The sequence below is a fragment of the Arthrobacter sp. 01N444 genome (assembly GCF_056399305.1).
Map to the genome: position 1 here is coordinate 116,901 of NZ_JBFTRB010000019.1, position 23,817 is coordinate 140,717.

The 23,817-nt window shown below is 68.0% G+C and carries 18 protein-coding genes; 16 read left to right on the top strand and 2 right to left on the bottom strand.

The genetic code is table 11. The annotated features are described in order from the left end of the window. Nucleotides 1–332: 332 nt before the first annotated feature. The 11 genes from AC1DKN_RS18100 (at nucleotide 333) to AC1DKN_RS18150 (ending at nucleotide 11,404) form a co-directional block, all read left to right on the top strand. On the top strand, nucleotides 333–1,043 hold the full coding sequence (locus AC1DKN_RS18100) for a GntR family transcriptional regulator (protein ID WP_476872093.1): 711 nt from the start codon (nucleotides 333–335) through the stop codon (nucleotides 1,041–1,043). A gap of 170 nt (nucleotides 1,044–1,213) precedes the next feature. Beyond that, a complete protein-coding gene (locus AC1DKN_RS18105; RefSeq protein WP_476851393.1) occupies nucleotides 1,214–2,554 on the top strand; it encodes an MFS transporter in 1,341 nt (446 codons plus the stop codon). Beyond that, the gene (locus tag AC1DKN_RS18110; protein ID WP_476872094.1) at nucleotides 2,551–3,660 is read left to right on the top strand and encodes a 2-hydroxyacid dehydrogenase; all 1,110 of its coding nucleotides are present in this window, start codon (nucleotides 2,551–2,553) and stop codon (nucleotides 3,658–3,660) included. Before AC1DKN_RS18105 ends, AC1DKN_RS18110 begins: the two co-directional genes overlap by 4 nt. A gap of 78 nt (nucleotides 3,661–3,738) precedes the next feature. Next, nucleotides 3,739–4,743: a sugar phosphate isomerase/epimerase family protein gene (locus AC1DKN_RS18115; RefSeq protein WP_476872095.1), complete on the top strand. Its 1,005-nt coding sequence runs from the start codon at nucleotides 3,739–3,741 to the stop codon at nucleotides 4,741–4,743. A gap of 114 nt (nucleotides 4,744–4,857) precedes the next feature. After that, on the top strand, nucleotides 4,858–6,630 hold the full coding sequence (gene dhaL, locus AC1DKN_RS18120) for a dihydroxyacetone kinase subunit DhaL (protein ID WP_476872096.1): 1,773 nt from the start codon (nucleotides 4,858–4,860) through the stop codon (nucleotides 6,628–6,630). Continuing rightward, nucleotides 6,627–7,109, top strand: a complete 483-nt coding sequence (locus AC1DKN_RS18125; RefSeq protein ID WP_018775886.1) for a ribose-5-phosphate isomerase — start codon at nucleotides 6,627–6,629, stop codon at nucleotides 7,107–7,109. The genes dhaL and AC1DKN_RS18125 overlap by 4 nt, the downstream gene beginning before the upstream one ends. 2 nt (nucleotides 7,110–7,111) lie before the next feature. Continuing rightward, nucleotides 7,112–8,098: a 3-hydroxyacyl-CoA dehydrogenase family protein gene (locus AC1DKN_RS18130; protein ID WP_476851397.1), complete on the top strand. Its 987-nt coding sequence runs from the start codon at nucleotides 7,112–7,114 to the stop codon at nucleotides 8,096–8,098. A gap of 36 nt (nucleotides 8,099–8,134) precedes the next feature. Beyond that, nucleotides 8,135–8,902 (top strand): SDR family NAD(P)-dependent oxidoreductase, encoded by a 768-nt coding sequence (locus AC1DKN_RS18135; protein WP_476872097.1) that lies wholly within the window; start codon nucleotides 8,135–8,137, stop codon nucleotides 8,900–8,902. 12 nt (nucleotides 8,903–8,914) lie between these two features. After that, nucleotides 8,915–9,040: a hypothetical protein gene (locus AC1DKN_RS18140; protein WP_290370395.1), complete on the top strand. Its 126-nt coding sequence runs from the start codon at nucleotides 8,915–8,917 to the stop codon at nucleotides 9,038–9,040. Between the two features lie 116 nt (nucleotides 9,041–9,156). Continuing rightward, nucleotides 9,157–10,506, top strand: a complete 1,350-nt coding sequence (locus AC1DKN_RS18145) for an MFS transporter (RefSeq protein WP_476851399.1) — start codon at nucleotides 9,157–9,159, stop codon at nucleotides 10,504–10,506. 70 nt (nucleotides 10,507–10,576) lie between these two features. Beyond that, on the top strand, nucleotides 10,577–11,404 hold the full coding sequence (locus AC1DKN_RS18150) for a triose-phosphate isomerase family protein (protein ID WP_476872098.1): 828 nt from the start codon (nucleotides 10,577–10,579) through the stop codon (nucleotides 11,402–11,404). Between the two features lie 732 nt (nucleotides 11,405–12,136). On the opposite strand, the gene AC1DKN_RS18155 is transcribed toward AC1DKN_RS18150, so the two are convergent. Beyond that, on the bottom strand, nucleotides 12,137–15,754 hold the full coding sequence (locus tag AC1DKN_RS18155; RefSeq protein ID WP_476872099.1) for a TM0106 family RecB-like putative nuclease: 3,618 nt from the start codon (nucleotides 15,752–15,754) through the stop codon (nucleotides 12,137–12,139). A 140-nt stretch (nucleotides 15,755–15,894) separates the two neighbouring features. Between AC1DKN_RS18155 and AC1DKN_RS18160 the strand changes: the two genes are divergently transcribed. The 5 genes from AC1DKN_RS18160 to AC1DKN_RS18180 all read left to right on the top strand — a co-directional run bounded on the left by AC1DKN_RS18160 (nucleotide 15,895) and on the right by AC1DKN_RS18180 (nucleotide 22,668). Beyond that, entirely contained in the window at nucleotides 15,895–16,500 is a 606-nt protein-coding gene (locus AC1DKN_RS18160; RefSeq protein WP_476857137.1) for an SOUL family heme-binding protein, read from the top strand. Between the two features lie 23 nt (nucleotides 16,501–16,523). Further along, complete coding sequence (locus AC1DKN_RS18165) at nucleotides 16,524–19,082, top strand: helix-hairpin-helix domain-containing protein (protein WP_476872100.1); 2,559 nt, start codon at nucleotides 16,524–16,526, stop codon at nucleotides 19,080–19,082. Nucleotides 19,083–19,282: 200 nt separating this feature from the next. Continuing rightward, entirely contained in the window at nucleotides 19,283–20,677 is a 1,395-nt protein-coding gene (locus AC1DKN_RS18170; protein WP_223915547.1) for an OFA family MFS transporter, read from the top strand. Nucleotide 20,678: 1 nt separating this feature from the next. Next, nucleotides 20,679–20,807 carry an MFS transporter small subunit gene (locus AC1DKN_RS18175; protein ID WP_263407449.1) on the top strand — a complete coding sequence of 43 codons (129 nt, stop codon included), beginning with the start codon at nucleotides 20,679–20,681 and terminating at the stop codon, nucleotides 20,805–20,807. 106 nt (nucleotides 20,808–20,913) lie between these two features. Then, nucleotides 20,914–22,668 (top strand): gamma-glutamyltransferase family protein, encoded by a 1,755-nt coding sequence (locus tag AC1DKN_RS18180; RefSeq protein WP_476872111.1) that lies wholly within the window; start codon nucleotides 20,914–20,916, stop codon nucleotides 22,666–22,668. Nucleotides 22,669–22,711: 43 nt separating this feature from the next. On the opposite strand, the gene AC1DKN_RS18185 is transcribed toward AC1DKN_RS18180, so the two are convergent. Then, entirely contained in the window at nucleotides 22,712–23,764 is a 1,053-nt protein-coding gene (locus AC1DKN_RS18185; protein ID WP_476872101.1) for an alpha/beta hydrolase, read from the bottom strand. Nucleotides 23,765–23,817 lie beyond the last annotated feature (53 nt).

The window sequence follows — 23,817 nt, forward strand, 5'->3', positions numbered from 1 at the left end:
GCCCAGCGGCCGCCACGACCAGTGGGCAGAATGCCATTCTGCCCACTGGTCGCATCTAACAATGAGCATGTCCCTCGCAGGGCAGGTCCGAGACTGAACATGCTCCGCGGTGACATGTGTGGCTGGGCATGTCCCGTCCTGCACATCGGAGCCGCCGGGACATGTTCCCTCTACGAATTGGCCACTGGACATGTCCCGTGGCTGGCGCCGGGATTGGGCATGTCCCCCGTGGGCCCATGGTGCGGAGCGAGGTGCATGTCCAGCGGTGGGGGCGGCAAATGGGCATGTCCCGGAGGGGGGCCTCGCCGTGCCTAGTCCTATAGGATCTGAAGATGCAATTAGCTTCCACCGGCAGCCATTCTGAGGGGCGCCCCGCCGGCCGCGCAGTCAGCCGGCAGGTCCTGGCGGACCACGTTTATGAAGAACTTCTGGCGTCGCTGATGGATGGCCGGCTGGAACCCGGAACCGCGGTCAGCATCGACGGGACCGCCCGTGAACTCGACGTCTCGCCCACCCCCGTGCGGGAGGCGCTCGCCAGGCTGGAACACACCGGGATGGTGCGCCGCGTGGCCCTCAAGGGCTACCGGGTTGCTCCGGTGTTCACCCGGGAAGACTTCGCCGAGCTCATGGAAGCCCGGCTCGCGATCGAGCCCGTGAACGCCCGCCTGGCGTGTGCACGGCTGACGCCCGGCCACCTGGCCGAACTGGAACGGGCAGTCGCCGATCTCAAGGACGCGCCGCGCGGGCCCTCCTTCGCCGAGTTCCGCGGCTACCTCGAGGCCGACGAGCGGTTCCACCGGCTGATCGCGGAGCAGACGGGCAACCAGTTCATGGTGGCCGCCTACGCCGCCCTCGGCGGACAGATTCAGCGCTTCCGCCTGTTCGGGGGAGTGGGGATCACCGACGCCGACCACGCGATCGCCGAACATCAGGCCGTCCTGGATGCCTTGGCGACGGGCGATCCGGAGAAGGCCGCAGCCGCCATGGCCGAGCACGTGCAAAAGGTGCGCGGCCGCGCCATCGCGGACGCTCCCGCGGAATGAGGCTCACTTCCCAGGCTGACGCACGCGGGCCCAACACCGCGTAACAGCGCGCCACGCCCGGCTTCTGAGCCCTCTTTTTGTGACCCCCTTCACAGCTGATCGAAGACCCTATAGGATCTTCGATTGTGACGGCTACGGTGCCGGCATGGGGAGTCACAAGGGAGTGAAGAGTGCAAACAGAAACTTTGGCCGCAGGGCCCAAGGAGTCCGCAACACGCCGCACCATCAAAAATCTGCGGTGGTGGATTCTCGGCTGGGCGCTGGCCGCCGGCATCATCAACTACATGGACCGCAGTGCGATCTCCATCGCCGCGCCGCAACTGATCAAAGACTTCGGCATGACCCGGACGGACATTGGCCTCCTGGGCACCGTGTTCTCCTGGACCTACGCTTTTGCCCAGCTGCCCGCTGGCTGGCTCGTGGACAAGCTGGGCGCCCGACGGATGTACTTCCTCGCAATCGCGGGCTGGAGCATCGCGACCGCGCTGATGGCCGTCGGCACCAAGATGTGGCAATTCGTCACCTTCCGCGTCCTGCTCGGCATCACCGAGGCCCCCAACGGGCCGGCGTCGGCAAAGCTCACCGCTGACTGGTTCCCCCGGGCCGAGCGCGGACAGGCCACCGCCATCTGGGACAGCGGTTCCAAGTGGGGACCCGCCATCGCGCCGCCCGTCCTGACCGCCATCATGCTCGCGTTCGGCTGGCAGGCCATCTTCCTCTTCCTCGGCGTCGCAGGCATCGTGCTGGCATTGGCCTTCTTCCTTTACTACCGCGCTCCCGAAGAGCACAAGCGCATCAGCGCGAAGGAACTGGATTACATTGAAAGCCAGCGCACCACCCAGCTCCTGACTGCCAAGAAGGTTTCGTGGCTCGGACTCTTTAAGCACCGCCAAATCTGGGGCATGATGGCCGGATTCTTCTGCGTCATCTGGATCTGGAACATCTTCATCGTCTTCCTGCCGCTCTACCTGCAGGAAGAACGCGGTGCCAGCATCGCCAGCTCCGGCTGGCTTGCGGCTGTTCCGTACCTCGGCGCAGCCATCCTCGGCATCACCGGCGGCTGGGTCATGACGCGCTACGCGAAGAAGGCCGGCCGCGATCCGTTGCTGGCCAAGCGCCACGTGATGTCCATTGCAGCGATTGCCGCCGGCATCTTGATCTGCCTCATCCCGTTCGTAGATTCCCTCCCGCTCGCCATCGCTGTCATGACCGTGGCACTGGGCTTCGTCGCCACCATGCAGGCGGCCGCGTGGGCCATGCCCGGCGACATCGTGGACAACTCACAGGTTGCCTCCGTCGGTGCCATCCAGAACTTCGGCGGCTACTTCGGCGGCGCCTTTGCCCCTCTGCTGACCGGTGTGATCGCCGATGCCACCGGCTCCTACGCGCCGTCGTTCGTGATCGGCGGCGTCATCGCCGCCCTGGCCGCAGTGGCATACACCGTGCTGGTCCGCGAACCCATCAAGGACAAGGCCGCAGCAACGCAGACAGAAAGCCGAACCGACGCATGAGCACAGCAACAAATGCATTGACGACGACGGCGGTCGCCCTCACGGCGGCCGCCCCGGCGGCGGGAACCACCACTGCGGGCACCGCCCGCTCGCCGTTCACCGTGGCCGTCACGGCCGACGCCGCGCGGCCGGACGGAAGCTCCATTCACGGGGATCTGGGGCTGCAGCGGCTCAGCGAGCATGGCATCAGCTGGAGCGTCCTGCCCAGTTACACAGACCCGGTTCCGCTGGCCGACCTCGCCGGGGTCCGGGCCGTGCTGTCCCTGGGGCACATCGCCTTCGATTCACGCACCGTGGACCACGCCCCGGACCTGAGGCTGATTGCCCGGTTCGGGGCCGGCTACGAAACCATCGACTTGGACGCCTGCACCCGCGCCGGCATCGTTGTCACCAACACCCCGGATGCCATCCGGCGGCCGTTGGCGGTGGCGGGACTGACGCTGCTCCTGGCGCTCTCGCACAAGCTCCTGGCCAAGGACAGGCTGACCAGGACCTCTGACTGGGCGCAGCGCGAGCATTACCGCGGCGCGCCGCTGGTGGGCCAGACGGTCGGCATCGTGGGCTTCGGCAGCGTGGGCGCTGAGCTCGCCCGCCTCCTGGCCCCGCTCGGGGTGAAGGTCGTGGGCAACAACCGCAGCGGCCGCCACGCGGAGGCCGCCGGACTCGGCGTCAAGCTGCTGGGCCTGAACGAGCTCCTGGAGCGCTCGGATTACGTTGTGCTCTGCGCCGCGCTGACACCGGCGACCGAAAAATTGATCGGCGCGGCCGCGTTGGCGCGGATGAAGCCAAGCGCCTACCTGATCAATATCGGCCGCGGAAAGCTCGTGGACACGGATGCCCTCCGGGACGCCCTGCGGGACGCCCGGATCGCCGGTGCCGGCCTGGACGTCTTTGAGCCGGAACCCCTGCTTCCCGACGACGAGCTCCTGACCTTGGACAACGTGGTGCTTTCCCCGCATTCCCTGTGCTGGACCGAGGACTTCACGCGGGACGTCGCTGCCAGCGCCATTGGGTCAATCCTGGCGGTCGCGGCAGGGGAGCGCCCTGCCAACGTCCTGAATCCGGAGGTCTTCGCGACCGCGGCCTTCGCCGCGAAGCGCCCGTAACCCGGGGGTGTGACCTTGACAACATCCCTATAGATAGTAAATCCTATAGGAAACAGGATTCCACGAAGGAGTGAACCCATGGCCTATACAGCCGAAAACTGGCCCATCACCGCAGCGCTCCTGCAGTTCCCGGGGACCGACGCGCAGGGCAGCCACATCAACGACGCCGACGCCTCCGCCTGGGCCGAGGTCCTCAGTGAGGTCAAGGACGCCGGCTTTGCCAATGCCGACCTCACGGACAGCTGGGTCCGCCCCGGCGACCTGAGCTCTCCGCGGCTTGCCGAGTTCAAGCAGACCGCGGACAACGTCGGCATCGGCATCCCCGTCATCTCGGCCATCCGCCGCAGCGTGATCGAGGAAGGCAACTGGGAAGCCAACCTGGCGTACAGCCACCGCACCATCGACGCCGCCGCCGAGCTGGGCTGCGAGGTCGTCTCGTTCGGACTGCACCAGGCCATCACCGCCGAGCAGCAGAAGCAGCTCTGGTTCTGGACCGTCGAAGGGTACAAGGACCCGGTAGGGGACAAGGAAACGTGGGGCAAGGCTGTGAGCCGCCTGCGCGAACTCGGCCAGCACGCGGCCGAGGTCGGCGTCCTGCTCTCGCTCGAAATGTACGAGGACACGTACCTCGGCACCGCGGATTCCTCCGTTCAGCTGGTCCAGGACATCGGCCTGGCCAACGTCGGCATCAACCCGGACATCGGCAACCTCATCCGGCTGCACCGCCCGATCGAGGACTGGCGCGAGATGGTCGCCAAGACTCTCCCGTACTCCAACTACTGGCACATGAAGAACTACATCCGCGACGAGGACGTCGCCCGGGACACCTACGTGGCGATGCCGGCCCCGATGGAAAGCGGCCTCATCAACTACCGCGAGGCGTTCAAGACCGCGCTCTCCGTCGGCTTCCAGGGCATCCTGTGCACCGAGCACTACGGCGGCGACGGCCTCAGCGTCACGGCCAGCAACCAGGACTACCTCCGCCGCCAGGTCCTGCCGAAGACCGACGGCTACGCCCTCGGCAGGAGCCAGGTGGCCCAGGGCCGACAGCTGCCGGCAGCCACGGTACTCGCCAGCGCCTGACCGGGCGCCGACACCGGCGCGTGGTGCGGCCGTCAAGCCACTTGGGGGGCGGCCGCACCACCCCACCTCTCTACCCACAGCATCAGTTCTCCAACACGGATTCAATGAGGAACCATGACCCAGATCTTCGACAATCCCGCTGATTTCGCGGATGAGGCACTGGACGGCTTCGTTGCGGCCAACCGCGGCTACGTGGCCCGAGTCGACGGCGGCGTCGTCCGCTCCACCGAAGTCGCCTCCGGGCAGGTGGCCCTGGTGGTCGGCGGCGGCTCCGGGCACTACCCGGCCTTCGCCGGCCTCGTCGGGCCCGGACTGGCCACCGCCTCGGCCTGCGGCAACATGTTCGCCTCGCCCGCGGCCGGCCAGGTCTACCGCGTGGCCAAGACGGCCAACGCCGGCGGCGGCGTGCTGCTGAGCTACGGCAACTACGCCGGCGACGTCCTGCACTTCGGCCAGGCCCAGCTGCGCCTCAACGCCGAAGGCATCGAAACCCGCACTGTCCTGGTCACCGACGACATCGCCAGCGCCCCGCTGGAGCAGATCGAGAAGCGCCGCGGCATCGCCGGGGACCTGACGGTCTTCAAGATCGCCGGCGCCGCCGCAGAGGCGGGACTGAGCCTGGACGACGTCGAACGGCTGGCCATCCGGACCAACTACCGCACCCGGTCCCTCGGCGTGGCCTTCGACGGCTGCACGCTGCCCGGCGCGGAGGCCCCGCTGTTCTCTGTCCCCGCGGGGCACATGTCCCTGGGCCTGGGCATCCACGGCGAACCGGGCATCTCCGACCACCCCATGCCCACCGCCTCCGAACTGGCCGAACTCCTGGTCAGCCGGCTCCTGGCCGACAAACCGGACGACGCCGGCACCCGCGTGGTCGCAATCGTCAACGGCCTTGGCACGGTCAAGTACGACGAACTCTTCCTGCTGTTCGGCAAGATCGAGAAGCTCCTCACCGCCGCCGGGCTCACCGTCGTCGAACCCGAATGCGGCGAGCTCGTCACGAGCCTGGACATGTCCGGCCTGTCCCTGACCCTGCTGTGGCTGGACGAGGAACTCGAGCAGTACTGGGCCGCCCCGGCCGACACCCCGGCGTTCCGCAAGGGAAACCTGGCACCCCGTGCCCGCCGCGAACTCGCCGGTCCGGACGCCGAAGAGACCGCCGACGTCGAACGGCCCACCGCCGCGGCGGCAGCCCTCGGCCGGATGGCCGCCGACTTCCTCGGCCAGGCGCGGGACGTGGTGGTCGAGCATGAGGAAGAACTGGGCCGCCTGGACGCCGTCGCCGGCGACGGCGACCACGGGATCGGCATGCGCCGCGGCGTGGACGCGGCAGTCACCGCGGCCGAACAGGCTGCCGCGAACGACGGCGGCGCCTCGCCGTCGCGGGTCCTGACCGCTGCGGGGGAGGCCTGGAGCGAACGCGCCGGCGGCACCTCGGGTGCGCTCTGGGGCTCGGCGATCATCGCCGCCGGACAGGCCCTGGGCAACCAGGACAGCTACAGCGGCGAGGACGCGGCCGCCGCGGTCACGGCCTTCGTGGATGCCATCACCGCGCTCGGCAAGGCCGAGCCGGGGGACAAGACCATGGTGGACGCACTCTTGCCGTTCCAGGACGCTTTCCTCACCGCGTTCGACGCCGGCACACCAGTGGCCGGTTCCCTCGCGGCGGCGGCGGCCGCCGCCACAGCCGCCGCAGAGCGGACCGCCGGGCTGCGTCCGCTCAAAGGCCGGGCCCGCCCGCTCGCCGAGAAGAGCCTCGGCCACCCCGACCCCGGAGCGGTGTCCTTCGCCCTCATCGCGACCCGGATATCCACCCACACCGACACCGCAGACACAGGATCCCGGCCCGGCACCCCCGAGCCGGCGGAACAAGGAGCACAAGCATGAGCACAGCAACAGGCTGGCGCGTGGTCATCGGCAACGATGAGGCCGGCGTCGAATACAAGAACGCGCTGAAGGCGCTCCTCGAAGCCGACCCCCGCGTGGCGTCCGTGCAGGACGTGGGAGTCGGCGCCAATGACTCCACCGCCTATCCGCACGTCGCCGTCGACGCGGCCCGCAAGATCGCCGACGGCGACGCCGACCGGGCGCTGCTGATCTGCGGCACCGGCCTGGGCGTGGCGATCGCGGCCAATAAGGTCCCCGGCATCCGCGCCGTCACGGCCCACGACAGCTACTCGGTGGAGCGGTCTGTCCTGAGCAACAACGCCCAGGTGCTCACGCTGGGGCAGCGCGTCATCGGGCTGGAACTGGCCAAGAAGCTCGTGGGCGAATGGCTGAGCCACCGCTTCGACGAAAACTCCTCCTCCGCCGCGAAGGTGGACGCCATCTGCTCGTACGAACCCGAATACACGAAGGCAGTCTGAACATGACCGAATCAACAGCAACCGCAGCCGCCATCAACGCCGCCCGCAAGATCGCCGTCGTCGGCTCCGGCTACATGGGTGGCGGGATCGCACAGGTCCTGGCACTCGGTGGCGCCCGGGTGGCGCTCGCGGATGTGTCAGCGGAAGTGGCCCAGAAGAATTACGAGCGGCTCCTGGCCGAATCCGACGAATTCGTTGCCGCCGGGCTCTTCCCGGAAGGCGCCACCGCAATCCTGAAGGAAAACCTCTGGCCCGCCAAGGACATCGAGGAGGCCGTGGCGGACGCCGACTTCATCGAAGAAGCCGTCCCCGAGGTCATCGAGATCAAGCACCAGACCCTCGCCCGCATCAGCGCGGCCGCCCGCCCGGACGCCATCATCGGGTCCAACACGTCTACGATCTCCATCGCGGACCTGTCCGAGCCGGTCACCAACCCGGAACGCTTCCTGGGCGTGCACTTCTCCAACCCGTCCCCGTTCATCCCGGGCGTGGAAATCATCCCCCATGCCGGCACCTCGGCCGCGACGGTCGGCACCGTCCGCGACCTCGTGCACGCGGCCAACAAGCAGACCGCCGTCGTCAAGGACGTCACCGGCTTCGTGCTCAACCGGCTCCAGTACGCGCTGTTCCACGAGGCCGCCCAGCTGGTGGAGCAGGAGATCGCGACCGCGGAGGACGTCGACACCCTGGTCCGCACCACATTCGGCTTCCGGCTGCCGTTCTTCGGGCCCTTCGCGATCGCCGACATGGCAGGGTTGGACGTCTACAACTTCTGCTACAAGTCCCTCCAGACCGATTTCCCGGAACGGTTCGCCACCCCGAAGATCCTCACCGACCTGGTGGAGGCCGGAAAGCTGGGCACCAAGACCGGAGCTGGCTTCCTGAACGTCCCGGCGGAGCGCACGCCGGAACTGATCGCCTACCGGAACAAGGCGTACGTGGCCATGCAGAAGCTCATCGACGAGCTCGGCCCCGCCCCCATCAGCTGATTCCGCATCTTCCTCTTTCACTTCAGGAGCCTTCCCATGAGCACTTTCCCCACAGAACGCACCGCCATCATCACCGGCGCCGTGTCCGAGCGCGGCATCGGCCGCGCCACCGCCAGCTACCTGGCCGCACAGGGCTGGAACATCGGCATCATCGACCTCGATGACGCACTCTGCAAGGCGGCGGCCAAGGAACTGGCAGCCGAGCACGGCGTCAAGGCCTTCGGCGCCGGCGCCAACGTTTCCGACGAAGGCTCGGTCCGCGCGGCAATCGACGCCATCGAGGCGGAACTGCCGCAGATCGTTGCCCTCGCCAACGTGGCCGGCGTCAGCTCTCCGGTGCCCTACCTGGAACTCGACGCCGCCGAATGGGACCGGGTGCTGAACATCAACCTCAACGGCGTCCACTACGCCACCCGCCGCGTCGCGGAATCCATGGTGAAGAACAGGATCGGGCGCATCGTGAACATCTCCTCTGTCTCCGCGCAGCGTGGCGGCGGCACCTTCTCCAAGACGCCGTACTCCGTGGCGAAAGCCGGCGTGATCGGCCTGACCCGGGCCACGGCCCGTGAACTGGGCGAATACGACATCACGGTCAACGCCATCTCACCCGGGCCAATCGACACCGACATCATGGGCGGCACCCTCAGCAAGGAACGCAAGGACGAACTCACCAAAGACCTCGTGGTCAACCGGGTCGGCTCCACCCGGGACATCGCAGCAGCCATCGCCTTCCTCATCAGCGAGGACGCCGGCTACATCTCCGGCCAGACGCTGAATGTGGATGGCGGACTCTACATGCACTAAGGAAGAAGCCTCGTGGCACAACACAGCCAAACCCGCGCGTCCGGATTCGCAGCCTGGAGCAAAGGACGGAAGATCTACCTCGCCGTCGGGATCCTGGCCTGCGTGGCCGGCGTCCTGATGATGGTTTTTTCGCGCTAGTTTTCTCCGGCCGGAGCCGGCCTGGCTCGTTTTGGACTGGCCTTATCCGGCCACTTTCATGCAACTGATTCACCCCCCTGAGTTACACCACTGATTGCTCGACGAGGAGTTTTTTGATGACCGTAACAACAACGTCCACCCGGGACCTACTGGAGACACCGGTCCTAAAATCGGCCATCTCCAAGGCCTCCCGCCGGCTGATGCCCATGCTGGTGATCCTGTATGTGGTGGCCTTCCTGGACCGCACCAACGTCGGCTTCTCCGAAGCTGCCCTGGGTGTGGACAAGGGCATTAGCGCCGGCGCCTTCGCCCTGGGCGCCGGGATCTTCTTCATCGGCTACGCCCTGTTCGAGATCCCGAGCAACCTGCTCCTGACCAAATTCGGCGCCAAGGTATGGCTGGCCCGCATCGCCATCACGTGGGGCATCGTCTCGGCCTGCTTCGCGTTCGTGCAGGGTGAGACGTCCTTCATCATCCTGCGGTTCCTGCTGGGTGTCACCGAAGCCGGGCTGTTCCCCGGCGTCATCATGTTCCTGGCCGCGTGGTTCCCCAACAAGGTCCGCGTCAAGATGTTCGCCATCTTCTACCTGGCCCAGCCGTTCTCCCAGATGCTGGGCGCCCCGCTGTCCGGCTGGCTGATCAACATCGGCGACCAGGTCCCCGGCGTCCAGGGCTGGCAGGTCATGTTCTTCGTCGAGGGAATGCTGGCGGTCGTCGCCGGCGTCGCCGCGTACTTCTTCCTGATCAACAGCCCGCAGGACGCCAAGTTCCTGGACAAGGACGAGAAGAACGCGCTCCTGGAGGTCATGGCGCTCGAGGACACCGTCAAGGAAGAGTCCGGGCCGCGCGGCGTCCTGGCGGCCATGAAGAACGGCAAGGTCTGGTACTTCACCGTCATCTACTTCTGCCTGCAGATCGCCGTCTACGGCGTCACGTTCTACCTGCCGCAGCAGGTCGCCCAGCTGACCGGCCAGAAGGTGGGCATCGCCGTCGGCCTGATGGCAGCCATCCCGTGGTTCTTCGGCATCTTCGCCTGCTACTTCATCGGCAAGGCCGCGAACACCGTGATCCGCCGCCGGGTCTGGGGCACCGGGCTGTTCATCTCCACCGGACTCTGCATCTTCGGCTCCGCGTGGGCCGGCGCCAACCACATTCCGGCGCTCGGCATCATCTTCATCACCCTCGCCGTGTGCTCGTTCCTCTCCATCGGCCCCATCGCGTGGTCCTACCCGACGGCGTTCCTCACCGGAACCGCCGCGGCCGCGGGGATCGGCCTGATCAACTCGCTCGGAAACCTCGGCGGCTTCGTCGCGCCGATCCTGCGCACCTCGGTCAACCAGATGACCGCCTCGGAGACCGGGACCATGGGCGTCTATGCCCTCGGCGTGCTCCCGTTCCTGGCAGCGGCCATGATGTTCGCGACCCGCCGCTTCAAGAACAAGGCCGACGAGCTGCTGGAGCAGTAAAGGCCCCCGGCCTCACTTCCAGCGCGACGTCCAGCGCCCATCCACTGGATCCAGCAGAAAGCACCAACACATGCAGCAGCGCCCCGGCAGCCAGACCTCCAACACCCGCATCCTGGTGGGGGTCAGCACGAAGATGTACCTCGGCTACCGGGACAGCCTGGACTGGCTCGAGCGGCTGCAACACGAAGTGGACACCCGCCCGGCCCTCGCGGCCGGGCGGGTTGTCCCGTTTGTCATCCCGTCCTTCCCAGTCCTGCCCGCGGCGGCCCGGCTCCTGGCGGGTTCACCGCTGCTGCTCGGTGCGCAGAACTGCGGCTGGTCGGACGGGCCATGGACCGGGGAAGTAGCCCCGTCCATGCTCGCGGAACTCGGCGTCCGGCTCGTGGAGATCGGCCATGCCGAACGCCGGCAGCACTTCGGCGAGGACGACGCCATGGTGGCCCTCAAGGTCCGGGCCGCGGACGACGCCGGGCTCACCCCGCTGCTGTGCGTGGGGGAGCGCGACGGCGGGCAGGCGGCGGCCGCGGCGGACTTTGTGTTCCGCCAGATCGAGTCGGCCGTCGACGGCGACTGGGACCTCGCCGGCCGCCTGGTGGTGGCCTACGAACCGGTCTGGGCCATCGGCGCGGCCGAGCCCGCCGCCGCCGCGTACGTGTCCGACGTCGTCAGCCGGCTCCGGGACCAGCTCACCGCCGCCGGCGTGCCGGGGTTGCCGGTCATTTACGGCGGATCGGCGAAGCCCGGACTGCTGCCCACGCTTGAGGGTCTCTCGGGCCTGTTCCTGGGCCGGTTTGCACACGAGCCCGTGAATTTCGGCGCCGTGCTGGATGAGGCACTCCTGCTGGCCGAGGGCCTCACTGCACCGGACCCCGCCACCGCGGGACATGTCCAGCCCTGACCGCGTGCGACGGGCATGATGCCTAGATGTCCCTTGGTCGAGGGCAAGAATGAGCATGTCCCGTGGGGTGGCTGGCGAGGAATGGACATGTTCCGTTGGGTGGGTGGCGAAGAGTGGACATGTCCGGCCTTGGCCGCGTGCGACGGGCATGATGCCTAGATGTCCCTTGGTCGAGGGCAAGAATGAGCATGTCCCGTGGGGTGGCCAGCGAAGAATGGGCATGTTCCGTGGAGTGGGCAGCGAAGAGTGGACATGTCCGGCCTTGGCCGCGTGCGACGGGCATGATGYCTAGATGTCCCTTGGTCGARGGCAAGAATGAGCATGTCCCGTGGGGTGGCTGGCGAGGAATGGACATGTTCCGTTGGGTGGGTGGAGAAGAGTGGACATGTCCGGCCTTGGCCGCGTGCGACGGGCATGATGTCTAGATGTCCCTTGGTCGAAGGCAAGAATGAGCATGTCCCATGCTGTGGCCATCGAAGAATGGGCATGTTCCGTGGGGTGGCTGGCGAGGAATGGGCATGTTCCGTGGGGTGGCTGGCGAGGAATGGGCATGTTCCGTGGAGTGGTCAGCGAAGAGTGGACATGTCCGGCCTTGGCAGCGTGCGACGGGCATGATGCCTAGATGTCCGCTGGTCGAGGCGAAGAATGAGCATGTCCCGCGTGCCACGGAAGAATGAGCATGTCCCGCATGCCACGGAAGAATGAGCACTTCCCCTTACTCGGCAAGGAAAGCTAGGCGCGGACTGACCTCTGGCACAGGCCGATGAAGCCGCCCAGCTGCTCCAGACCCTCGGGGTGGGCGGGGAGGTAGTTGGTCAGTTCGGGCGCGCGGACGATCACGGCACGCCATTGGCCGCGGGACACCGCCACATTGATCCGGTTCCGCGAGAGCAGGAACTCCGTACCCCGCGGAGCCTCGGCCACCGCAGAACATGCCATGGACACAATCACGACCGCGGCCTCCTGTCCCTGGAACTTATCCACGGTCCCCACCCGCACGCCGGAGAGATTCGCGGCGTCCAGCGCATCGCGGATGACGTTGACCTGTGCGTTGTAGGCAGCCACCACCAGGATGTCGGCCGCCTCCAATGGCCGGGCTCCGTCTGCGGTGTGCCAGGAAAGGCCCAAATGGCGGCGCACCTGCCCGACGACCTCGGCAGCCTCCTCGGCCGACGACGTCGTGTTCCCGCTGTGCGGCACCATCACCGTCTCAATCCCCGCGGGCACACCCTCCAGACGGCGCAGATCCGCGGGCGGGGCGGAACGTAACCGGCCTTCGTAGGACAACTCCGAGACGGCCAGGCACAGCTCTGAGTTCATCCGCCACGAGTCGGCCAAGAAGTAGCCAAGCTCGGGCGGCAACGTGGCGTGGCCTGCGGAAATCCAGCCCAGGGCAGAGTCGTCGACCGGCTCGGGGTGCCTGCCCTGGCTGACCTGCGGCAGCTGCTGCGGGTCGCCGAGCAAGAGCAGCCGGCTGCTGGCCTGGGCCACGGCAAGGGTGTTGGCCAGCGAGAACTGGCCGGCCTCGTCAATCACCAGGAGGTCCAGGGAGCCGGCCGGGACGGTGGCGCCGGTCATGGTCCACGCCGTGCCACCGACGAGGGCGCCTCCAGGCGCACCCAACAGCTCCGCAACGTCCTTGCCGGTGCGCCGGGCCCACGGCAGGGCGTCGTTGTGCTTCACGTCTTTGGCCACCCGCGCCGGTTCGACCCCGGCCTTCGTGACAGCGGTCTTCAGCAGGTTCTCCACCACCGCATGCGACTGGCCGACGACGCCGACTTTCCAGCCGCGGGCCACGAGCCGGGCGATGACGTGGGACCCCACATGGGTCTTGCCCGTTCCGGGCGGACCCTGCACCGCCAGGTAGGAGTGGTCAAGGGCCAGCACGGCCGCCGTGATGGCTTCAATGAAGCGGTCCGGTCCGGCACCAGGCTGCGGCAGTGAAGCTCCGGCGGCCAGCCTCGGCGGCTGACGCCGGACGAGGTCAAGCGCAGGATGGCGGGGGAGGGAACCGGACCCCAGGCCGGCGACCACCGTGTCAGCGAGGGCTGCCAGTGCTTGCTCGAGGCTCTTGGTCGCGAGGGGCTGGTCTTCCGTCAGCGCAATGGGGAGGTCATTGTAGGGCGGTATCTTCCGGTGCAGCCGGTCCCGGATGATGACGGTGTCCTTGCCGTCCTCACGCCCCAGCTCCAGGACCTCCGTGCCGAACCATCCGCTCCGCCCGGTTCCGTTCTTGCCGGTACCCTCCAGCCCGGCGGGAAGAGGCAGCTCGTACATGCGGAACCACTTGCTGCCCTCGCGGAGGTCCGACCCGGGACTCACGGAGCCGGTCAGCTTGACCCGCCGCTCCGGAAGTTTGGTCCCCGTCTGTTGCCAGTCGTCGAGGAGTTCCGCGGATTCGACGAGGAAAACGTTCCGGTCCCGTTCGTGCGTGTCGGGACCGTGCTCACACCGGTCGAAGTGCGACCACCAGAACGACTTGCGCTCCCGGCGGTGGTAGCTCACGGCCGCGGCCAGCATGGCGACGGCCTTACGGTCGTCCTCGGACAAGCCGCTGCCCGGCTCAGCAAATTCCATCAGTGCCAGCTCAGCCGGGGCCAGCGCGGCATCGGCTCGTGCCGAGCCGTCGTCGTCGGGGCCGTCCTCTAAGCCCGCCTCCGCGCCGGACGCCGCGCCCGCCTCCGCGCCGTGCGGCTCCAGCCGGCGTTCCTTGGCCAGCCCGAGCAGCCAGTTCCGGAGCTCCAGCGTGGAGAGGCAGTCGTATTCGTTGTAGTCGGAGATCCCGGCGAGGATTGTGGCCGCTTCGTCGGGCCGCTCATTGTCCCTCGCGTCGCAGAACCGTGCATAGGCAATCACGGAGGCGCCGGCATCCTTCACTTCGCCAGTTCGAAGGTTCGCCCCCATGTAGAGCGGCTCGAGCTTCTTGATGCTGTAAGAGTTCTCGGAGATCCTGATGCTGTTCCGGACCGTTTGGTACAGGTCCACCAGCAGGCCTTCGCGGAGCCACTCGTCCACGATGTCCTCCCCGGCAACGTGCATCACCGAGAGTTTCCGAAGCGCCGTTTTTTCATACGGTGCGTAGTGGTAGACGTGCATGTCCGGGTGGTCCCGCCGGCGTTTCTCGACATAGTCAAGGAAATCGAGGAACGCCTGCTTCTCCGCCTCCCGGCTGTGGGCCCAGAATGGCCGGAAAATCCCCGGACTGCCGGGCTCGGTGGGCGCCTCAATCACGCCGAACAGGTACTCGAGCCCCCACACTCCCGTGGCGCGGTCCTGCCACAGCGGATCGCCTTCGAAGTCGAAGAAAATATCGCCCCGGCTCGGTGGGGGCAGCTCGGCCAAGGTGTTCCCGGGCAGGACGCCGTAGCGGATGGTGTGCTCTTCGCCGTCCTTGCGGTAGCAGACTTCGCCGTCGGCAGGGCCAACGCCGCTCTGCATCCGCGCCTGTTCCTGCAGGCGCAGGAGCGTAGGGGTGGGCTTGGTGAGGGTCGCTTGCGCCAGGTCAGTGACTGAACGAATCCCACGTTCGTGGAGGTTCTTGCGCTGCACGGAGTTCATCCGGGCCACGAGGAGGAGATCGTCGGTGGCTTTGACTTGCTCCTGGCAGTAATCGCAGCGGCCACAGGCGGTGAGCCCGGGGGCGCCCCAGCCCACTGGTCCCGGCTGTGCGATGTGCGCGGCGGTCAGCGCGAGGAAACGCTCGCGGCGCTCGCGGAAAACCGGCAGGATCTCGGAGAGTTTGTGGTGGCTTCGCACGTAGTCGAATCCGCCGCCGGGCAGCTGCACCGTCGAGCCGAGGACGAGTGTCACCGCCGGGTCCACCGGGATCCCGGCCTTCAGCAGCTGGTCGCCGTAGGCGGCCAGCTGGAGCAGGGCCGTCACTTTTGCGTGGCGGGCGAGTTTGGTGTCGAACACGGCGTAGCTACCGTCGGCGTGCCGCACGAGGAAGTCGGAGCGGCCGTGGAACTGGCCGTCGAAGAAGGCGGCCTGGAAGACGACGTCGGCTCCCTCACGCAGCGCGCCAATGGACTCGGCGTGCTTGGCCGCCAGCGTGGCACGGTCCATGGCCTCGGCCGGGACGACGTCGTACACGCCGTGCCCGGTGGCCGGATCCCAGTGGCCAAACTCCGCCACGAAACCGCCGAGGACCTTGCGCTCGTGGAGGTCACCCAACACCGCTGCATGCTTGAGCATCTCGTCGTCTTCGAACGTAGCCCTGGGGGACCGGCCCAGCTTCTCGTCGAGTTTGCGCAGCAGCTGATACTCGCAACTCGCTGCCACCACGAGGTCGCTCGCGGAGTAGACCAGATCCGGTGATGAGCCCGGTACCTCTGGTTCAAGAAAAAACACTGTGCCCCCGTTGCTGGTGCCCCGTTGTTGGTGCCTCCGCTATTCAAGCTATCAAAGCCCTCTGACAGTCAAACACGGGACAGGAACCAGGCAATGCCCCTCTGGTTCCTGTCGCAGGACCGGCGTAGGGTCTGAGGACTATGACCGAACAGCAACCGTATGAGCTGGTCCAGCGCTACGCGCACTTCGAGCTGCGCCGCTATCCCGCGTACGCTGTGGCGGAAATAGAGGTCAAAGCGACCTTCGACCGCGCCGGGAATGCTGCCTTCCGGCACCTGTTCAACTACATCAGCGGCAGCAACACGGCGCAACGGAAGCTGGCGATGACGGCCCCGGTGATCCAGGGGCCCGGGCCGTCGCAAAAGCTGGCGATGACCGCGCCGGTATTGCAAAGCGGCCCGCTGCCGGGAAGCGCAGAGCCCGCTGATTTCATCGTGGCCTTTGTGCTCCCCGCTGGGGTGACGGCGGAGACGGCGCCGGTCCCGGCGAACCCAGACGTTAGAGTCCGGGCCCAGCCAGGTTCCCTGGCAGCCGCCCTTCGGTTCTCCGGCAGCGGGTCGGAGGCGGCCTTTGTACGGCGAAACGATGGCCTCCAGGAGGCACTGAAGCTAGCCGGGCTGAAGCCTGTGGGGCCGCCACGATTCGCCCGTTTTGATCCGCCGTTCAAGCCGTGGTTCCTGCGCCGCAACGAGGTTGTTCAGGACGTGCAGGAGCCCTTTACTCCTCCGGGCGAGCCCGGCCGCTGACCGGGGTAAGGCAAAATGGTTTGGTGACCCAACACCCGCAGCGCCCCGCCTCACCCGCCTCGCCCGCCTCCGGCCCGTCCGCGAAGACCGGCTCACCACAGACCGGCACGCCGCACACCCAGGAGTCCGGCATCGCCGCCCAGATCGCCGGCGAGCTCGGCGTTCTGCCGTGGCAGGTCAAGGCCGCCGTGGATCTGCTCGACGCCGGGTCCACCGTGCCCTTCATCGCCCGCTACCGGAAGGAAGCGACCGGCACCCTGGACGATACCCAGCTCCGCGAGCTGGAGGAGCGGCTGCGCTACCTGCGCGAGCTTGAGGACCGCCGCCGGAGTATCCTCGAGGCGATTGCCGCCCAGGGCGCGCTGACCCCGGAACTGCAGGCCGCCGTCGTCGGCGCCGACACGAAATCGCGGCTGGAGGACATCTACCTCCCGTTCAAAACCAAGCGGCGCACCAAGGCGCAGATCGCCCGCGAAGCCGGACTGGAGCCGCTCGCCGACGCCCTGCTCAAGCGCCCCGAACTGGACCCGGAGCGCGAGGCGGCCAAGTACCTCAACGCCGAACACTCGATCGGGGACCCGGCCGCGGCGCTCGCCGGTGCCCGCTCCATCCTGGTGGAACGCGTAGCGCAGGACGCCGACCTGGCCGCCACGCTCCGGGAACGGCTATGGACCCAGGGCCGGATGGTGTCCCGGGTGAAGAAAGGCAAGGAATCCGAGGGCCAGAAATTCAAGGACTACTTCGAGTTCTCCCAGCAGCCGGCCGGAATGCCCTCGCACCGTGTCCTGGCGCTGCTGCGCGGAGAAAAGGACGGCGCGCTGGAGCTGGACCTCGCCGAGGCTGATCCGAACGACGACGCCGCCCTCACCGCCGCCCGCGGCCGGTACGAGGCAGCCGTCGCCAGGTTCCTCGGGGTTGCCGACCGCGGCCGGCCCGCCGATGCCTGGCTGCTGCAGACCGCGCAGCTGGCCTGGCGCTCGCGCGTCCTGGCGCGGCTGACGGCAGACCTGCGCAGCCGGATGTTCGCCGCCGCCGAGGACGAGGCCGTGCGTGTGTTCGCCGCGAACCTGCGCGATGTGCTGCTCGCCGCGCCGGCGGGGAACCGCGCCACCCTGGGCCTGGACCCGGGACTGCGCACCGGCGTCAAGGTCGCCGTGGTGGATGGCACCGGCAAGGTGGTCGCGACGGACACCGTCTACCCGCACGCCCCGGCCCGGAAATGGGACGAGGCGCTGCGGACCCTCGTGGGCCTCGCCACGAAGCACGGGGTCGAACTCGTCGCGATCGGCAACGGCACCGCGTCGAGGGAGACGGACAAGCTCGCCGCCGAACTGCTCAAGCAGCTCTCCTCCGGGCCGGAAAACAAGCCGCAGAAAATTGTGGTGTCCGAGGCCGGGGCGTCGGTGTATTCGGCGTCGGCGCTCGCCGCGGCGGAGCTGCCCGGCATGGATGTGTCCCTGCGCGGCGCCGTCTCGATCGCCCGGCGGCTGCAGGACCCGCTCGCGGAGCTGGTGAAGATTGAGCCGAAGTCGATCGGCGTCGGACAGTACCAGCACGACGTCACGGCCGCGAAGCTGGACCGCAGCCTGGACGCGGTGGTCGAGGACTGCGTGAACGCGGTGGGCGTGGACGTCAACACCGCCTCGCCCGCACTGTTGAGCCGGGTGGCCGGGGTCGGGCCGCTGCTGAGCGAGAACATTGTGGCGTACCGGAACGAGCACGGGCCCTTCGCCAAGCGCAGCGAGCTGAAGAAGGTCCCGCGGCTGGGCGCCAAGGCGTTTGAGCAGTGCGCCGGCTTCCTGCGGATCACCGGGGGAGCGGAGCCGCTGGACGCCTCCAGCGTGCATCCGGAGGCCTACCCCGTGGCCCGGAAAATCAAGGCGGCCGCCGGTAAAGCGCCCGCTGCGGGAAGCTTTGCGGCGCTGAACCCGCAGGACTTCGTGGACGGCTCCTTCGGCCTGCCCACCGTGCAGGACATCATCGCCGAGCTCGAGAAGCCCGGCCGTGACCCGCGTCCGGCCTTCGCGGCGGCAGCGTTTTCTGAAGGCATCGAGAAGATCTCGGACCTCAGGCCCGGCATGGTGCTGGAGGGAACGGTGACCAACGTGGCCGCGTTCGGCGCGTTCGTCGACGTCGGGGTGCACCAGGACGGGCTTGTGCACGTCTCGGCCCTGGCCAACCGCTTTGTCTCCGATCCCCGTGAGGTGGTGAAGTCCGGGCAGGTGGTCCGGGTCAAGGTGCTGGAGGCGGATCCGGAGCGGAAGCGCATCTCGCTCACCCTCAGGCTCGACGACGAACCGGCCTCCGGCGGTCGTGCGGCGGGCGGCCGCAGTGCCGGAGATCGCCCGGCTGGCGGTCGTGCGGACTCGCGGCCGGAACGTCCGCGGCAGCCGGCGTCGCAGCCTGCCTCGCAGGCGCCGTCGACCCAGCCGTCGGATCAACCGTCCGGAAGGCAGCCGTCCGGGAAACCGGCAGCCGACCGGCGGACGCCGGGTAGGCAACCGCAGAAGCCGGCCCCCACGCCGTCGCCGGTCAACACCGCGATGGCCGAGGCACTCCGGAAGGCCGGCCTGGGCAAGTAGCGCCCGGTGCGGCTGCCGCACCACCGTTCGTCGCGGATTCCCTACCGCTTGGCGCATAACTAGTACGTTTGCTGACGATCTGCACCATGATTGCCGGAGGCAACGGCCCTCTACCGGAAGCTCGGTCAGAGGCCCTGGCAGAGGGCCGTTTCCGCAATGTGCTGGACACCGATGTCCGTTGACGAGCAGGGGGAGTACTTATGGGTTGGCTGGACCGCGAACGAACCATCGCCCCGCCGGGATTTAACCGGTGGCTCGTCCCCCCGGCAGCCCTCGCGGTGCACTTGTGCATCGGCCAGGCCTACGCGACGAGCGTCTACAAGACCGCGCTGGTGAAGCACTTCGGCGCGAGCCTGACCGAGATCGGCGTGATCTTCTCCGTTGCGATCGTGATGCTGGGCCTCTCGGCCGCCATCATGGGCACCTGGGTGGACAGGAACGGGCCCCGCAAGGCGATGTTCACCTCCGCCGCGTTCTGGGCGAGCGGCTTCCTGATCGGCTCCCTGGGCATCTTCAGCCACCAGCTCTGGCTCGTCTACCTCGGCTACGGCGTCGTCGGCGGCATCGGACTGGGGATCGGTTACATCTCCCCGGTCTCCACCCTGATCAAATGGTTCCCGGACCGGCCCGGACTGGCCACGGGCATGGCGATCATGGGGTTCGGCGGCGGCGCCCTGATCGCCAGCCCGGTCTCCACGGCCCTGCTGAAAATGTACGATCCCAACTCCGGGGCCAAGGGCTGGGTGGCCAGTGGTGAGTCGGTGGGCAAGCTCTTCCTGACCCTCGCCGTCGTCTATCTGGCCTACATGATGTTCGGCGCGTTCACCATCAGAGTTCCGGCCGAGGGCTGGAAACCGGCAGGTTTCGACCCCGCAAAGGTCAAGGCCGCCTCGCTGGTCACCACGGACAACGTCTCCGCCCGGAACGCGGTCAAGACCAGGCAGTTCTGGCTCGTCTGGATCGCCCTGTTCTGCAATGTCACGGCAGGGATCGGCATCCTTGAGCAGGCCGCTCCGATGATCCAGGACTTCTTCCGCCAGCCCGACGGCACGTCCCTGGCCAGCGCCGCAGTGGCCGCGGGCTTCGTGGGGCTGCTCTCGATCGGCAACATGTCCGGCCGCTTTGCCTGGTCCGCCACCTCCGATGTCACAGGCCGCAAGCGCATCTACATGGTCTACCTCGGCGTCGGCGCCGTGCTCTACACCGTGCTGGCGCTGGCCGGCTCTACGTCCACCGTCCTCTACGTGGCCCTCGCGTTCGTCATCATCTCCTTCTACGGCGGCGGGTTCGCGACGGCCCCCGCCTACCTGCGCGACCTCTTCGGCACGTTCCAGGTCGGAGCCATCCACGGCCGGCTCCTGACGGCCTGGTCCGCGGCGGGCATCGCCGGGCCGCTGATCGTCAACGCTTTCCTGGACGCGCAGGGCAAGCCCGGCGCGCTCAACGCCGCGTCCTACCAGCCCGCCTTGCTGACCATGGTGGGGCTGCTGGTGATCGGTTTCGTGGCGAACCTCTTGGTCACGCCGGTGGACGCACGATTCCACGAACCACGTCCTGGCCGCGTCCGGGCCGAAGAACCTGCCTTGGAGGGCTGAAATGAGTACTGCACAGAGTTCGGTCACACCGTCCACTGGGAGGTTGGTCATCGCTTGGGGGCTTGTCGGCGTGCCGCTCGCGTATGGCGTCTATGAGACCCTCACCCGCGTGGCGGCCCTGTTTGGCTGACACCGTGGTGGCAGAAGTCTTCGGTGGTAGTTCGCGCGCGGTGAGTGTGCCGTTCACACGCCCGGAGGCGTTCACCACCCGCCCCACGCTGCAGGGCACGTTCGGGATGAGCGCGTCCACGCATTGGCTTGCGACGGCGGCGGCCCAGTCCGTGTTGGAGCGCGGCGGGAACGCCTTCGACGCCGCGGTGGCGGGAGCGTTCGTGCTCCATGTGGTGGAGCCGCACCTCAACGGGCCCGGCGGAGATATGACCGGGATCTTCGTCACCGCGGACCGGCCGGAGCAGCCCATAGTCCTGATGGGGCAGGGCCCGGCGCCGGCCGGGGCCACCGTGCAGCACTACGTGGCCGAAGGCCTGGACCTCGTTCCGGGATCGGGTGCCCTGGCCGCCGCGGTGCCTGCCGCCGTCGACGCCTGGCTCCTGCTGCTGCGTGACCACGGGACGTGGGAGCTGGACGCGGTCCTGGACTTCGCGATCGGCTACGCGCGGGACGGGCACCCGATGCTCGGCCGGGTCGGAACCACCATCGCGGCCGTGTCCGCGCTGTTCGAGGCGCACTGGCCCACGTCCGCTGAGCTGTGGATGCCGGGCGGCCGAATCCCGGTTGAGGGCGAGCTGGTGTGGAACCCGGCCTATGCCCGCACCCTGGAACGGCTCGTGCAGGCCGGAGTCAGGGAATCCACCCGCGAGGCGGGAATTGAGGCGGCCCGCCGCGAGTGGCGGGAGGGGTTCGTGGCCCGCGCCATGGTGGAGTCGGTTCAGTCCCTGCACCGGCATTCCTCGGGCACGGATCACCGCGGAGTGCTCGCCCTGGACGATCTCGCGGGATTCGAAGCCGGGTATGAGGCGGCCGCCACTGTGGAGTTCCGGGGCCACACGATCGCCAAGACCGGGCCGTGGGGCCAGGGACCGGCGCTGCTGCAGACCCTGGCCATCCTGTCCGGCTTCGAGGACCGGTTCCTTGATCCGTCCACCGAGCTGGGGGCGCACACCATCCTGGAGGCGCAGAAGCTCGCGCTCGCGGACCGGGAGGCGTACTACGGCGACACGGACGTGCCGCTCGATTACCTGCTCTCGGAGGACTACTGCGCCGGCCGCCGTGCCTTGATCACGGAGCGGGCGTCCCACGACTTCCGGCCTGGCACCGTGCCCGGGCGGGAGCCGTACAGGCCACCACTGCGCACCAATTACACGCCGCCGGCGCTCGCGGGCCATGCCTCCGCGGCCGGACTCGGCGTCGGCGAGCCCACCGTGACACCCGCGGGGGTGACCCGCGGCGATACCTGCCATATCGACGTCGTGGACCGCTGGGGCAACATGGTCTCCGCCACACCGTCCGGCGGCTGGCTGCAGTCCTCCCCGGCGATCCCGGAGCTGGGCTTCTGCCTGGGCACCCGGCTGCAGATGACCTGGCTGGAGCCCGGCACGCCGTCCACGCTGACGCCAGGCAAACGCCCGCGCACCACCTTGACGCCCACGCTCGTGCTGCGGGACGGCCACGCCGTGACCGCGCTGGGGTCGCCCGGCGGCGACCAGCAGGACCAGTGGCAGCTGCCGTACCTGCTGCGGACCATCGTGGGCGGGTACTCGCCGCAGCAGGCCATCGACGCACCGACGTTCCATACGACGTCGGTGCCCGGGTCCTTCTGGCCGCGCACCTGGGAGCCCGGTGGCGCCGTCGTCGAGGACCGGCTCGGTGAGGACGTCATCGCGGGGCTGGAACGCCGCGGGCATGTGGTCAGCCGGGCTGGTGACTGGGCGCTGGGGCGGTTGTCCGCCGTCGTGCGGGATCCTGAGACCGGGATCCTGCAGGCTGCCGCAAATCCGCGCGGTGCGCAAGGGTACGCCGCGGGCCGGTAGCGGTTGGCGGTGCGTAGCGGTGGAGCTGAGGAATGCTCGCTTCCTAGCCGGAAGCCTTGAGCCGGTCCATGAAGCGGAGCGACTCGGCAACTATCTGCTGCTGCGCCTCGTTGCGGCTGATGCCCGGCTCGCCGTCCCCGGGCTGCCCACCGTAGTCACCGAAGAACGCGTGCACGCCGCCCACAACCGTTGCGTAGGTGGTGGTTGGCGGGAGCAGGGACCTTGACGCCGCGATCTTGTCCGGCGTGCTCAGGCCATCGTTTGAGCCGGAGATGGAGAGCACCGAGAGGCCCTGCGCGTCCGCCATGTTCTCTGCGGGGTACGAAGCAAAGAGCAGCAGCCCGGCGACGTCGTGATTCGCCGCCGCGAAGGATGATGCGCTCACGCCGCCCAACGAATGACCACCGACGGCCCAGGAAGTGATTTCGGGATGCCGGTCCATGGCTGCACGGGACTGGGTGGTGTCCAGCAGGGAGACGCCAAGGGGTGGTTTCAGGATGACGACTAGATGACCCGCGTCCGCGAGCGGCTGCAGCAGCTCCTGATAGGCGTGCGCGTCGACCCTGGCGCCGGGGTAGAAGACGAGACCCGTGGTGGCTTTGCCCGCCGGGGCAAGGGTGATCGAAGTGGCGTCTTCTGCAGCCTTTGGCCCGGCTGGCGCGGTCGCGGTGGGTCCATTGGCCGGGACCGCCTTCTCCCGGTCGGGTTGGTGGGGGAACGGGCTAAGCCACATCAGCGCCGCCACGAAACCGAGGACCGTGAGCCTGCCTGCGATCCCGCGGACCAACTGCCAGGTGGAAATGTCACCGCTACGCTGCTGTTTGCCGCCGAACCACCAGCGTCTGACCAGAATCAGCGCCCAAAGTATCCCCAGTGCGACGGCGGCCACCAGGAGAGTTGGCAGGGCGGGGTGGCCGCCGAGGACGGCCGGGTTGCTGAGCAGCATCCAGAGCGGGACCACTATCAGGGCGGCCGCCGCGAGAGCGCCGCTCCCGTTCAGGATCGAGGACTTCCAGGAAGTGGGGTGGGGCTCTGTGGGGCCGGGGCCGGGGGTTTCGGTGGGGTTCGCAGGACGAAAAGGCTGGCCTTCCTTCACGGTTTGATGATAACCCCCGGCAGCGGAACCCATAGGGGTCCGGCGCGACAAAA